13 protein-coding genes are annotated in these 13,334 nt (G+C 46.4%); all 13 read right to left on the bottom strand.

The annotated features are described in order from the left end of the window. Window positions 1–423: 423 nt before the first annotated feature. The 13 genes from OKC29_RS20375 to OKC29_RS20315 all read right to left on the bottom strand — a co-directional run bounded on the left by OKC29_RS20375 (window position 424) and on the right by OKC29_RS20315 (window position 13,266). Window positions 424–801, bottom strand: a complete 378-nt coding sequence (locus tag OKC29_RS20375) for an RAQPRD family integrative conjugative element protein (RefSeq protein ID WP_103828363.1) — start codon at window positions 799–801, stop codon at window positions 424–426. A gap of 283 nt (window positions 802–1,084) precedes the next feature. Next, entirely contained in the window at window positions 1,085–2,104 is a 1,020-nt protein-coding gene (locus tag OKC29_RS20370; RefSeq protein ID WP_103828364.1) for a trypsin-like serine protease, read from the bottom strand. Between the two features lie 1,215 nt (window positions 2,105–3,319). Then, complete coding sequence (locus OKC29_RS20365) at window positions 3,320–3,814, bottom strand: hypothetical protein (RefSeq protein WP_134695602.1); 495 nt, start codon at window positions 3,812–3,814, stop codon at window positions 3,320–3,322. Window positions 3,815–3,848: 34 nt separating this feature from the next. Beyond that, the gene (locus OKC29_RS20360; RefSeq protein ID WP_134695601.1) at window positions 3,849–4,769 is read right to left on the bottom strand and encodes a type II secretion system protein; all 921 of its coding nucleotides are present in this window, start codon (window positions 4,767–4,769) and stop codon (window positions 3,849–3,851) included. Further along, window positions 4,769–5,275 carry a type II secretion system protein gene (locus tag OKC29_RS20355; RefSeq protein ID WP_103828366.1) on the bottom strand — a complete coding sequence of 169 codons (507 nt, stop codon included), beginning with the start codon at window positions 5,273–5,275 and terminating at the stop codon, window positions 4,769–4,771. The genes OKC29_RS20360 and OKC29_RS20355 overlap by 1 nt, the downstream gene beginning before the upstream one ends. Before the next feature lie 62 nt (window positions 5,276–5,337). Beyond that, window positions 5,338–5,856, bottom strand: coding sequence for a prepilin-type N-terminal cleavage/methylation domain-containing protein (locus tag OKC29_RS20350; RefSeq protein ID WP_134695600.1), 519 nt, complete (start codon window positions 5,854–5,856; stop codon window positions 5,338–5,340). Between the two features lie 14 nt (window positions 5,857–5,870). After that, complete coding sequence (locus OKC29_RS20345) at window positions 5,871–6,908, bottom strand: type II secretion system F family protein (protein WP_128345057.1); 1,038 nt, start codon at window positions 6,906–6,908, stop codon at window positions 5,871–5,873. Continuing rightward, window positions 6,905–8,425 (bottom strand): GspE/PulE family protein, encoded by a 1,521-nt coding sequence (locus OKC29_RS20340; protein ID WP_103828369.1) that lies wholly within the window; start codon window positions 8,423–8,425, stop codon window positions 6,905–6,907. Before OKC29_RS20340 ends, OKC29_RS20345 begins: the two co-directional genes overlap by 4 nt. Before the next feature lie 16 nt (window positions 8,426–8,441). Next, window positions 8,442–9,170, bottom strand: coding sequence for a hypothetical protein (locus tag OKC29_RS20335; protein WP_128345055.1), 729 nt, complete (start codon window positions 9,168–9,170; stop codon window positions 8,442–8,444). After that, window positions 9,167–10,291, bottom strand: a complete 1,125-nt coding sequence (locus OKC29_RS20330) for a hypothetical protein (protein WP_128345053.1) — start codon at window positions 10,289–10,291, stop codon at window positions 9,167–9,169. Before OKC29_RS20330 ends, OKC29_RS20335 begins: the two co-directional genes overlap by 4 nt. Before the next feature lie 4 nt (window positions 10,292–10,295). Beyond that, window positions 10,296–11,801 (bottom strand): hypothetical protein, encoded by a 1,506-nt coding sequence (locus OKC29_RS20325; RefSeq protein WP_103828371.1) that lies wholly within the window; start codon window positions 11,799–11,801, stop codon window positions 10,296–10,298. 2 nt (window positions 11,802–11,803) lie between these two features. Continuing rightward, a complete protein-coding gene (locus tag OKC29_RS20320) occupies window positions 11,804–12,706 on the bottom strand; it encodes a hypothetical protein (protein WP_134695599.1) in 903 nt (300 codons plus the stop codon). Further along, entirely contained in the window at window positions 12,697–13,266 is a 570-nt protein-coding gene (locus tag OKC29_RS20315) for a hypothetical protein (RefSeq protein ID WP_128345049.1), read from the bottom strand. Before OKC29_RS20315 ends, OKC29_RS20320 begins: the two co-directional genes overlap by 10 nt. Between the last annotated feature and the right edge of the window lie 68 nt (window positions 13,267–13,334).

The raw sequence follows: 13,334 nt of genomic DNA, 5'->3' as shown, positions 1-13,334 counted from the left end.
GGCCCGAGAAACCCGAGCCGGAGCAGAAAGAGGCTGCTTAAAACAGCTTTGCGCGACAACTATCTTGAAAAACGCCGCCAGCCATGAGAGCAGCCATAAAACATACCCCCCTCAATCTATTACTAACTTTTTTCATTGGCATCCCTATACTCCTCAATAAAATTTATTAATGCACTATTGCCTTAACAATCAGCAGGATCAAAGCGCTCAATACTACGGCGGTAATAATTGCCTTAAACATTCCATAATATGTTACTTTGTCTGTCCCCAATCCTTGATAACAGGCATAGGCTACGAACAGAATAAATATGAATGCAGCGGCGTACATACTGCCTTGAAGCAGAATTGATGTTTGGCTGAATGTGGAATTAGCTCCGACAGCAGCCATGCATTGAGATACATTTCCACCTGAACAAGATGCGCTCATTTTTTATACCCCATAGGTAATGCGCGTTCGCGAGACAAATTTGCGTCCGGCCGGGGTAACGCATGCGCTCTTTGGTAGTCCGTGTAGCCACCATCCAGGGGGACTATGGCTGCCGGATCCATAGGCGCGGAGAGGTATTGCAAGATCCCGTCTTCGACGGTGTTTAGGTCGTCACGAATGCTTCGATACTCCATTCGCAACCGGCTTTGGTTGTTCATGCCCGCGCTCTCAGCTTCGACGAGTAACTTGTTTACCCGAATCAACTGCTCACGTACACGGCTCAGGATCTCACGTTCTTGCCACGCATCAGCTACCGATGCTGTTGAAAAAAGCGCCAACATCCCAACACTGATCACCGTCTTAAACAATCTCACTCAACACTCTCCATTTGCTTGGATCCGTGGCACCGTAAAGAGCCAGGTCCCGTTGGTGCGGTCTTTGAGGCGTGGCATGTTTGTCAGTTAACTATCCACAATGGGATTCTAACTCGGCGCTTCAGGATAAAATGAGCGCTTAAAATTGGGGGGGTTTTCTAGCAGGGGCGGCAAGAGCTTTGGATGCTTCACTTCTTAAGGGGCTATCAATAAAAAAGGAGGCCTTGGCCTCCCTCATTTCAAACTGACATTTTTAACCAACAGGTACCAAACTGATGGCGCCTCACTTAACTATGAGACGACGGGCCATTGCCACCAGTGCCAGCGCTATCAGGCCTACTGGACCAGTTGAACCACCGCCACCACCATTTTCTGTAGGTTCCGGAGTCGGGGTCACGGGCGTTGTCTTTTTATTCACCTCAACCGTGTCGCTACCTGTAATTAACAGCTTGCCGCTTCCCTTCACAACAACGGTGCACTCCTCAAGAGGTGCTGCCGTCCCGTTTTTGCAGGTATTCGATTCAATTGTGAGATCCCCTTCGGTATAGGGTGCAAAAACTTCCGGGTCCTTGTGGAATGACTGCACCTTGATCGTTACGGTCCCCTCGCCCTTCACCTCGGCCGGATACGACCATGCAGCGATTGTTTCAAGCATCCATGCAGTAGTTTCTGCTTTATAAAATGCTTGGCACGATTGAATGAAAGTGCCATCACCTTGACCAGCAGATCCTTGAATTACCCCCCATACACCAGCTTCGTTATAACAAGGACCACCGGAGTCACCAGGCTGAGAGGTACCGGTACCAATCCCATTTACGGTGTCATATTTCAGTTCGTAAGCATCTGGAGACCATCTTGCATCTGCTTTGCCTACAGTCTCATTGGAAGCACCTTTCAGTATTCCACCAGAGAGGCTTGACCAGCCAGCTATGGATTGAATTGAACCGACCGCGGGTTCGGTGTTAATAACACTTGCTGTCGCTGGCATTTTTTTATCAAGCTCCAGCAATGAAATATCATATACACGCGGTACGCTGCCATCATGCATTGGATGAATTACTGTGCGTTTAATGTTCACAACACTTGCATCGATGTTACTTACAGTCTGCCCTGTCAAATCACCACAGTGTGCAGCTGTTACGACCCATTTACCAGCAATTACAGTACCAGAACAGATTCCCCCAACCCGAACAAACTCAGGTGATTTAATTTCAGCGCCATTGTAAATAGCATGCGCAGGAGAAATGGCTGACAAAAGCAGCGCGGCAACAATAGTTTTTCTCATATCATCCCTTTTTTTCAAGTTTATGTTTCATTGCCAATGACGTTCTCATTAATCTATCCAGATTTATTACATCCGTCTCTAATTGTGAGACATCTTGCTGAGAAACCTGATCAAACTTCATAGCTCTTTGTATTTGTGTGTTTCCATAAAGTATACCAAGTCTGACTACGGTAGCGAAGTTACTTCTTTCAATCTGTTTCCCCTCTTTTCATGCCGATTTCTCTAACCCACACGTCGATGTCGCCGAGGGAATCGTCCTGGCTGACGCCGCTTAGTGGCCGACATCATATGTTGCTATTGGATAACGGACGAACCGTTTATCTGTACTCATCATGTCATGAGTTATGCCAATGCAAATTTGGTTGCCTGGCCCACCCGGTCCGCCGTGCGCCGAGGTTCTATAACAAGCTTTTCAGCTAGGCAGTGGAACGAAGTGCTTAAACAGTTCGCCTGAATCCAGGCTTACGAACTCGACACGCAGATTGACAGACAAAAACCATCATCCATCGCAGGGACCAACACTGGATTGCCCGCCGAATGCTCACCTGATACAGCACATCCGCTAGCATGCCGTGAGATCCTGCAGGGCCCTGCCAGATCTCGTGCCTCACGAGCGGAGCCCAGGGCTCCATCACGAGGGCTCTCGAGGTATTGACCCTCAATAATGTCGTGCTAGGTACGCTGCTGACCTGAACCTACCCCGGTGATCATGGTTTCGGCACAATCGCCTCTGTCGCGCGCTTGAGTAGCCTGATAATGCCCTTTCTCGATACCCTACCCATTTGTTAATGACTGCGTTGCTGGCCTGTTGCAGTGGGGCCGCAGCGGCGAGCGTCGATGATGCCTGGAATGCCGCTCCGGCGACTCGGGACACCACATGGGCACAAGCCAATTCAGGTCCTGTCAATCCGAAGACCAACGGCCAAGATACCGGCGGGATGTTTGATGGGAAGTGGATTAGAGGTAGTGCGAGTGGAACTAACTCATACGGGGCTGGGATTCTTGTTAGCGCACTCTCAGCTACTGCTAACAATCGCTCTCTATCGGTTGTTGTTGATGGTGTGCAGCTGTGCTCCTCGTCCTTTTCGTCATCCATGAACAACACTAATTCTGAAACCTGCGTGGTTCCTGTTCCATCAAACTCAACTTGGGGAGTCACCGGCTCTGTGAGCGTCAATTTGTTCGTCCCCAAATGATGGTAATGGGCTTGTAGTATCGAGCTACAGGCCCTGCTTATAGGCTGTATCCCACAACCCGCTTTATTACTGGAGCACCAGTCCAAACCCCCTCCCCCCGCAGTGTTACCAGAACACCCGATCGACTCACTTTTATGAGGGCGTCATAGGGCCTGTCAGCGTTCTCCCCCCCCCGGTTGTACAGTCTCACATCACCTCTGGTGACGGCCTCCTGAAGGTCGAACATCAACTGAGTGATCCCACGACCGTCCAGATCAAAGCTCACATAGAGCACATTGACGGTGGTAGGCACAGAAATGTTGACTGAAGTGGATGAACCGCTATACAGATCGACTCGTCCACCCGAACCAGAGAAAGAGGGGTTGACTGCTGCTGCATATGCTTGCGCCCACTGGGTATCGTAAGTCGCCGGAGAGGCAGCCCACACATCATCGACACCAGCCGTTACTGTTCCGCTGCAACACGTCAGCAACGCGGCCATTAACAAACGGGTAGAGAATCGAGAAAGGGCATTATCGCTATAAAGTTTCATTCAGACCTCTTATTTGGTGGGATTTTTAAACAATTTATTTGCTACATTGTTGCTGAACCAAAACGGATGCGTTTGGTGGAGCAGGAATAAACCATGCCTGGGTTCCATTCTGATCAGTTTCCCATATCCGGACGTAAGCTCTCGTTCCATCAAACCGGCCCTCAACAGCCCCCATTTTGTTAAACGGGAAGCCATTTTTGCTGTATGACAGAGGAATCACGTTTACTTTGCGAGTCCCGCGATTAGTAGGACAGGAGACAAGGGAAACGATCTGGTTATTTTGTTGCACATTACCCCAAGCCAACCCAGAAAGTACGGTGCGATTTGTGAGGCCGGAAATAGAAAGATCTTTTACGTTCTCGATGGCATATCCGGCAGCATTCATGTTCCCCTTTAGCGCCCTCGATCCATCAAGCATATAAAAATTGTCGTGAGCAACCTCAGTGCCTGGTCGACCAATTTCCGTAACTATATTTGTTCCAGATACGGTAGCAAAAGGCAGTGAAGACAATAATCCAGCGGCAACGTCATTTCGTTGATCTGCTGGCACTTTTGCGAGTGGTATGGTCAATTCGAACCTTGGAATTGTTGGGTTCCCAGCTACACCATAAGTCCTTACAGAAATAGCATCCCCCCAGAGAGTTTCAGTCATTGGCCGGCAGTTACCCGCACTCGCATCACTTACGGTACAGTTCCTAATGTAACCCTCATTAATTAGTACCTGAATCGATGATGGGAAGTTAGTAGGTGTAACTGTGTTATTGCTCTTAGATGTGAACTGATACCTTTCCGCTGCTTTTGAAAAAAGCTCAGCAATGCGAAGGCCTTGTTGTTCCGCAGCAGAATCAATTCTTTGCTGCCTCATTTCATTGTAAACAATCATGCTCACGAAAATTAAAACTGGAAGAACTATAGAAAGTTCAATGAGTGTAAATCCACTCTGGCTTTTACGCATTACTTATCTCCAATGCCATGTGCCCAGCAATTTGTTGGACTCCTATACATTTCTCCAAACGAAGATAGCCTTGGAGACTTAATAGGGAACTGAAATGATAATGTACTACCTGACATGTAATCTGCGCCAGAATCAGTATATAGCTCGCCAGCAAAAGCGGCATTCCTTACATCTATTGAAACCACGACATGAACAGGCTCACCCCCGCGATACCCAAAAGCGAAACTTGTCGCCCACGGCGCAGGATATACCGATGAGTTGGGCACCCCTGCTGTAATTAAATCAGCATGAGAAATGCTTATGCCAGTCAGGCAACCATTAGGCACCTTAAGTCGAAGCGCTGAGTTAACTCCAGCATTCACATCAGAGGCGATTCCATGAGCCTTTATAGATTGCATTGCTATGTTTAAATTATACCCAATAGCAGTCACGCCAAATGAGATAGTGGCAATTACCGCCATAGCCACCGATAGCTCAATCAAAGTGTAACCACTACATTTCTTCATAAATATGCCTGCTATGTTCTAAAATATGGAGGCGGCTAAGCCGCCTCCTTAACAACGATAATTTACATCGTTCCTTTAACACTGCTGCCAGTGACGGTAATAGTTGTGCACCCTGTAGCCGTCTGACAACGCCCTGTAGTCATGGGGGCTAAGGTATCAGCTAGATCGGTTATGTAGTCAGCCGGCAGGCCCGCCATCGTGATATCAACCAGGCTGGGGTTGGTAGTGTTTGCTACAACGGTAATATCACCACCAAATGCATTTGCCGCCTTACCATCTTTGGCAGTACCACAGACGCTGGCATCAAGCAGCTTAGACCCCGTCGCACACAACACGCTCATGCTCACACCATTCTTATTCGGGCGCCCTTTTTTCCAACGCTCCGTTGCAGTTGTGATTTGTTGCATCTGCTTTATGAGCGCCTCTTGCTTAGTTTGATATTTTACACCTTCAGCTACTTGCAGAACGACCACCAAGAGAACGGCTGCAATTGCCACCACAATGGAAAACTCGATCAATGTGAAGCCGCCTTGTTTTTTGGAAGCCATGATTTCATTGTTCTGGTTTACGTAGTTCATCATTCAACCCTTAAAAATTAATAAGCAACTCTAGCGGACTGCGCCACCACGAGATATGTACCACCGGCCAATATAGCCATACCGCAACCTGCAGCCATCATCGTCAGCAAGTTTGCCAATTTCCCCAAACTAACTATCTGTTTTTTTAGCCTCCTTCGCTGTCTTATCGAGCTTTGCATTAGCACCGATGGAATGTCTTCACTATTACTTAATATTTTAATTCTTTGAATTTCAACTTGACCAAGTAACCCCACATCAAATACATCACCATAGTTTTTCTTACCTGATGCTATTTTCAACTTTATTTTCTGTATTTTTGCTCGAAGCCAACGACTTGAACCCTGGCCAATAATGCTCATACAATCATTAATCCCGACCCCGGCTCTCATAAGGCTGGAGACACTAGCTAACACTGCTATCGCATTGAGGTCTCTATATTGTTTAAAAACTATGGAGTTATCAAGTGACTCTCTATATGGAAAATTCGGTAACATCCACATCAAGCTTATGAGGCTAGTAATGGCCAAGCACATAAGAAAAAACATCCAGTTATGACTGAATTCTGCAAGACTCCATGCTGCCTGTGATATCCCCCCCCATTTGTAGAGCGGCAGTCTGTTTTGCATATCCAGCATATACTCATATGACGGACCACCCGCTACAGTCAACAACGCAACAATCATTACTGCAGGATATTTTACTGCATTCAAAATATCCAAAGTCAATCCAGAAGCATCTCTGATGGTGTTTATACCAACATCAAGCCCCATGTCTATGTCACCAGTTTCTTGTCCAGCAGCAATTGTAGAAATTATTATTGGTGAGAACCATCCTTGCATACCAGATGTAACTGGCCTACCATTTCTGATAGCCATCAGCATATCACCTGCAAGCGCTTTAGCAGAGGGAGATCCGAACTCTACCAAATTAATACAAATATCTTTCTCATCAATACCAGAGTTGATTAACTCCTTAAAGTCCTCGAGGAATTCAATTTGGTCGGTTTTAAAAAAAACCAACTGGAGCCACGTCTTCGAAAGGATGTCAAGATTCACAACAGCTCCTTAATTTGTTCAGCAGCAGAGTGAATATCGCATATCCCAGCCCTTACTTTTTTAAGTGCATAGTGCTTAATATTTTTCCAGCCATTCTCCAACAAGTGGATCTTCCACGCCAACGCATCACCTTTAGCTATGAATTTACGGTCGTCATCTGTTAAGACGATGACCTCCATTACCAAGGTTCTACCTTTTTCACCTTCAACACATTTGCTGCAACCATTACTATTCTTTACTCGAGCGAGGTGTAGATCTACACCCAGAGCTCTGCGCAAAATAGCCTGCTGTTCTTCGGTTGCCTTTTCATGCGGAATTGAACAGTACGGGCAAAGAACCCTGATTAGCCTCTGATGAGCGAAGACTGAGAATACATCAGGGCTACTGGCGATTACTGACGGCACGCGTAAATGTTCTACCAGCTTGGTTGCAAGACCGGTTGCACTTGAAGTATGTGTGGTTCCGATTAACAAGTGCCCGGATTCTGAAAGGTGAGTAAATTCCGCGGCGCTTTTTTGGTCACGCACCTCACCAAAATAAATGACGTCAGGATCTTGCCTGAGCATTACTTTTCCGTAATACGCAAAGTCACGCTCTTTACCTTTCTTTGTCAGGCCATAATCAATTCGCGTTTGAGAAACCCCATCCAAACTCCATTCAGGTGGGTCTTCAAGCGTATTGATATTGCGGCCATCATCAATAGTTGATAGCCCCGCCATAGCTACTGTGGTTTTCCCTGAACCGGTGGGTCCAGAGAAAAAAACGGCCCCTTGAGGCTGCTTGAATGCATGCTCAATGATTTCAATGTGATCTTCGTCCATCCCCATATCTGCGAACGAAGGAATATCGTCCCTAATGGGTGTCAGTAATCGCAGTACGGTTTTGGTACAGTCTTTATCGTCGCTACTGCTACTAACAGGTAGCATTGACGTCCGCCAATCCCATGCTTTTTGAACATTATTTACAGAGATAATCTTACTAAAGCTTCCAGCATTTGGAATTAACGCTGAATAGCTTTCTTCTGAACCGCTGTGACCATTAAATACATAAGCTGTTAGTTCTGCCCCATATTCTTTTGTCTGAGGTGCAGAGATATCAATCAAACGACCATCAATACGACATTTTATTATTGTTTTCTTTCCTTTCACCAAAATGTGTATATCAGATCCCCCCATTCTAATACACCTTGACAGCAATCCCATCAAGCGGTCTTCAACTTGTGTTGGTGCGACATCAGTGGCGTTCTTAGCACTTTGTTGGACTGTGTCGACACTTTGAGTTGAACCGACCTGCAAAGCATTCAGTACTACTTCGCTATCAGCAAGATTAATATTCGGCTCCTTACCATGCAGCTGAACCTTAACCTTAGAAATTATTGTATTTAAGTTATCACTCTTTGGATCTGATGTGTAAACGACCCAGTTCTCATCAACGAAGCAGCTTTTGTCCTCCCGGCAAAGTGCTAAGATTTCATCATCATCAATTAATGACACAGTGTTTTTAATTGCCATGTTCATATTAACATCCGGTTCCTCAATAGACCATATTTATGCAGCGAGATGACTTTCCATATCTTGCGCACAATTGCCTATCATTCAGGGAGATAATCTTAATACCATCTATTGTCTTACCTACCAGAGCAGGAATCATTCTTCCAGACTCACCAATAGAAACATACGCGGTCAGCCTCCCATCTACACGGGCCGCATATCGAAGAATGAGTCTGTCAAGTTTGCTACCAGGCTGGTCCATCTCCTTAGGCTCATTAAATGCGATTCCAGTTCCTACCGGCATTGGATTGCTAGAGGACACGGTTGCGCCTACAGGCATTTCGTCCTGAAGCAAGAATGCCCCAGAAGGTGGGGTGCTTTCCGCTGGCTTCTCTGCTGCTACTTTTTTCTTTGCGGCATTAATCTCAATCAGCTCTTCCACCGTGTTTGTTGCCAGCAAGGCCTCTGCCTTAGCCCTTCTTTCTCCGAGGCTCATCAGCTCTTGTATGTTTTTTGGCAGCTTCGGCATCTTCACTGCAGCCGGGGGGTCAATCACACTTTGGCTTGCCATATCGCCCCCTCCAACTACAGCGGTTGATGCCGGCGCCCGCTGCTCTGACTGTGCGATAAGAGCATTGAGACGCTCATTCCGCTTTTCCTTTCTATTTTCTTGAGCCTGATATAAATAAACCGCACTGGCACATGCTACTGACAGCAACCCTAAATATGTTACCAACTTTTTAGTGTTATATTTATTTTTGTTCTCATTCATTGTGAGCCACCTCCAAACTGAATTACCGCATTATTGAGGGTGCAATCCCCTTCCTTGCTAATGCTGAACGTTGCTGATTCCAATTTTATTGGCATTCCTTTCATCGCATTACCAAGCTCGCTAATGAACCAAGGATTAGCCTTTGCGATGGTCAGGCTGGCCTTTCTACTTGCCCATACCCCATTAGCTTCTATGGGTTCATAGCTTGCTTTCAAACCTGATATCAACGAAAGCTTTGAAAACAAATCAAAGACTGTATCATCAAGAACCTTGAAATTGGCATGATGTGAACTCCAATAGGAACTCAGAGGGATAGCTACTCGAATAAATGGTGATGACCCGCTGAATGACATAGATAGGTTATTTTTTTCAGTCCATGCATTTATCACTTGTCTATCGATCACAACTTCAGGCAACACCATATTGATGCTGCCTATTTCGATGGTTCCCGCAGGCAAATCCGTGACAACGGGAATTGTTCCAAACTTTGCACACGTCACACCAAACTCACTGATCGCATCACCCGCAAGTTGCACATCTGTCCATGCTGCGCGATAGGCATACCAGGGATCCGTTACTTCCGGTGGCGGCGGTGGTGGCGGTTCAGGCCATAGAAACCAGGTAACAGCTGCAATAACAGATATACAAACAAGTGATGGTTTAACCATTCTTGCCAATGCAGAACCACGAAACTCAACGAGCTCGAAGTCATCAGGCCTTAAATTTAAAGCCTCAATTATCGTTGTTTCTATGCCATGAACAGATAATTCGGTTGTAGAAAAAATGCGGTCAGATGGGTGTACCTGCAACCACTCAGACAATTCCGTAGCATCGACGACTTCATCACGACGAATATCTCCAGCGTCCCAGAGAACGCATCGATAGGCGCGGTCTGAAGCAATAATGCACACCCATTTCCTGGGGGTGTCTTTCACTTCGTGAATTAGTGCCTCAGCAATGCATTCGCCCCAAGCAATATCAGCCTCATCAGAGGCTACCCGCGTTAGCAGTTCTCCATTCTCGAATATCCGCTCATACTTAGCCGGATACTCCACCCGCCACCGCTTCAGGACTTCTTTTTGCTTACCACCATGCGGCAGAGTAGTTCTGATAGTTCCCATGGCTCTATATCCGCTTAGGGGTGATCAGAACAATTGTTTCTGTCATGCTACTTTCACCTGAGTTCCCACCCAAGAATGAATTCTTAAATACAGATGTCTCATCAGACTTATTTGACTTCTGTTTGTATCCATTAAGCACGAGGGTTTCGCCATATTTAAGGCCAATATCTTGATCAAACTTTATTTCTTGAACTTGCGGCGCCCGAATTGTTACACCGCTCACTTCTGTATCATCCCATTTAATAACTTTTGATAGAACTCCAGAAATTTGGAGGTTTACCATATCATCTGATATATTTGGCATCACGGACATTGTAAGGCCATCACTTACAACGGCATCTTCAACTTCAACGCTTGCATCGGCATTTTCATTTGGTGTAACTGTTACTCTGGCAATATATGTCAGTTTTTCCGAGTTATCTATTGAGGCCACTCTGTTATTTCTAGCAACAGTTCTTGGCTCATATTCTACACCAACATGCCCTTGAGTTTGCAGTGACTTCATCAGGATGGTTGTTCCATCCCATTTTGGATTTGTCGAGGTAAATGAAAATCCATAATTCCCTGAATCACCTAGGGTTGGCAGTGATGGACCAGCAAACTGCAGCTTACCTTCTGAAAGATTTCGTATAACATTCCAATCAATGCCAAACGCAGAACCTTTGCCTCCTTTGAATTGGAGAACCTTTACTTCAATCATTACCTGGCGAGCTATTGCCTGTTTTCTTGATGAAATATAGCTCTCAACCAGGCTCATACGATGCGGGGTTGTTCTAACAAGAATAGAAGCAGTCGAGGAAGTTACGATTACATTCCCTTCTAATGGGTTCTTATCATCCTTACTTGCACCGTCACGCCTCAGAATCGACTCTATAGCAGCTAAATAGTCATCAAACGGATTTATGTCGACCACTTCAGTGGTTGCGTAAGTATCCGAATTCCCAAGAGAGCTTGTAATTGTTCGGTTTGCTAATCCCTCACCGCTATTATTTACTGAGTTAGCCTTGCGGCCAAAGAGGAATGAACTTTTTCCCAAGAGTGAATTTAACTCAAATACTTTTGTGACATATCGTTCAAAATTAATTTTGTTCCCAAGAACACTAACGGAAATGTCAGCTTTTGCTGCGATCTCATTTAGCGCCCCATTCACATCCCCCTGATAATCCACAGAAATAATTTTGTCTTGGACCACATCAGGTCCATAGTTAACTGATATTTTCTGATCGGCCGATTGCAGCAAGTTCCTTACTGCAAAGCTAAGCGGTATATTTTGGCCTTGAATGGTGGCGGGCTTTCTGACCCACCAAGGGGCCCCCTCACCGATTGTCGGATTCAAGTCCAAAGGGGGCTTGTCGATATAGATACTTTTAGAGGATTCATGCTTACCCTCATACGCCTTAATTTGTCCAAGTGTATCGTTAGCAGCATTTTTCTGCTCCAAATGATCCGTGGCACCACACCCTGAAAGAGCTATGATAACTGCTGTTGCAATAGCACTGCGCGATTTCATGATCAGTTCCCCTGCACAAAATAAACGTGTTGTGTTGACTTCAGTAGCTGTGGTTGGACTGGGTATGATTCGATCAACGCATTAAGTGCTGATGCTATATCCCCTCTTTCCGTGACGATTGGCCAGCTTGACGATACGTAATAATCCTGAGGACGCCAATCTTGTATTGTCGTATTCCACCCATAGGACTTGGTAAGACGAATTGCATTTTCTTTCAGGCTGCCGGCAGTGACATTAAATGTCTGTACCAACACCCCTGGAACGTGTATTACGGCACTTTTACTCATAGCGTCGTAGCTAACAATGAATTTTGAATTTGTTTCATTGCCAAATGCGCTTTGCGCGTCGGATATTACCCCTTGGAAGTCATACGCAGAAAAGTGCGTTTTCTTTGGTATAGATGAAAAGCCAGTAGGCACTCCCCCTGGGAAATAATAGAGAACTGTTTTATACCCGTTATCTCTAAACCATCTCGATAAAGCACGCTCCCAAGATTCACCAGCTCGAACAACCATAGACAACTTTTCTACTGTGATGGCAGGCGGCTTTGTTTCATTAATTGGAACGAACACCTTCCCACTCGTCACAACAGGAGCCAGAGGTTTCATCAACTCTTGGGGCGTGCTTGCCATTGGATTCGATGCTGATGCAAGCATCGGCTTCTTGGTATTACTTGCCGTCGCAACAGGGGTCCATTGGTGCTTAGTTGTTACCTGCTCAACTTTTTGTTGAACAGCTGCAGCCAAGTCATTCTGCTCCGCTCCAACAGTGTTATATACGCCGGTGTCGTTCTGGCTGCGCGTCGACACGATCTGCGGGGCGCTGTGGTCTTTTAGTACGTTGTTCGGGCTGCACCCTCCTACCAAGGCTGCAGCTACCGCCACCGACAGGAGCTTCAGTCGCACTTGATGATCTCCGTCGCTGTGATTGTCGCGGATCGATCCCTTTCATGTATCTGCGGAAGAAGCGGCAATCCAGCCAGGAACGCTTCAAGAGCCTTTATCGGCTCTTTTTTATCGACCTCAAAACCGGCATCAAACTGCCAATCGCAGTGAGCCGGTACGGTCTTAGACCAACGGATTGCCTGCAACCCCAACGCAAAGCGGAGGCTCTCCAGCTGTCCACGTAGTGATCCAGGATGCACGCTGAAGTAACGCTGTTCTCGGTCCCGACGAATGAAATTGATCGCCTGCTGACGGTCATTGATGATGTGACGTAGGCGAGTAATCTGCCCGGTGATCCGCGCGTTATGCTTGGCATACTCATCACGCAAAAGGGCCAGGTCGTTCTGTAGCAGTTCGATTTCAGTGTTGAGCTCTATGAGCGTTTTGTCGCCATAAGTATCACGTGCCATCTCCGCCATTGGCGGAGTTCTCCTCTCAGGCCGTGTGTCGCCTGGTGAAGCCTGCACCTGCGATATCCCCAGCAGGGCAACGACACTGAATGCCAAAACACTTTTTCTCATAGACGCCACCGTATAGAAAATCCTAGGGGGCGTTATACCGCACTCAAGCGGAAATAATTGCACAGCTA

This window comes from Aeromonas sp. QDB34, assembly GCF_027705405.1.
GTDB lineage: Bacteria > Pseudomonadota > Gammaproteobacteria > Enterobacterales > Aeromonadaceae > Aeromonas > Aeromonas hydrophila.
Note: the sequence above shows the minus strand (reverse complement) of the source record. Positions and strands in the feature narration are given on the sequence as shown.

Bases quoted from the DNA above. Each gene is read 5' to 3' on its own strand.
- OKC29_RS20365 (WP_134695602.1), bottom strand. From the start codon at position 3,814: ATGAAACTTTATAGCGATAATGCCCTTTCTCGATTCTCTACCCGTTTG.
- OKC29_RS20360 (WP_134695601.1), bottom strand. From the start codon at position 4,769: ATGCGTAAAAGCCAGAGTGGATTTACACTCATTGAACTTTCTATAGTT.
- OKC29_RS20355 (WP_103828366.1), bottom strand. From the start codon at position 5,275: ATGAAGAAATGTAGTGGTTACACTTTGATTGAGCTATCGGTGGCTATG.
- OKC29_RS20350 (WP_134695600.1), bottom strand. From the start codon at position 5,856: ATGATGAACTACGTAAACCAGAACAATGAAATCATGGCTTCCAAAAAA.
- OKC29_RS20340 (WP_103828369.1), bottom strand. From the start codon at position 8,425: ATGAACATGGCAATTAAAAACACTGTGTCATTAATTGATGATGATGAA.
- OKC29_RS20335 (WP_128345055.1), bottom strand. From the start codon at position 9,170: ATGAATGAGAACAAAAATAAATATAACACTAAAAAGTTGGTAACATAT.
- OKC29_RS20330 (WP_128345053.1), bottom strand. From the start codon at position 10,291: ATGGGAACTATCAGAACTACTCTGCCGCATGGTGGTAAGCAAAAAGAA.
- OKC29_RS20325 (WP_103828371.1), bottom strand. From the start codon at position 11,801: ATGAAATCGCGCAGTGCTATTGCAACAGCAGTTATCATAGCTCTTTCA.
- OKC29_RS20315 (WP_128345049.1), bottom strand. From the start codon at position 13,266: ATGAGAAAAAGTGTTTTGGCATTCAGTGTCGTTGCCCTGCTGGGGATA.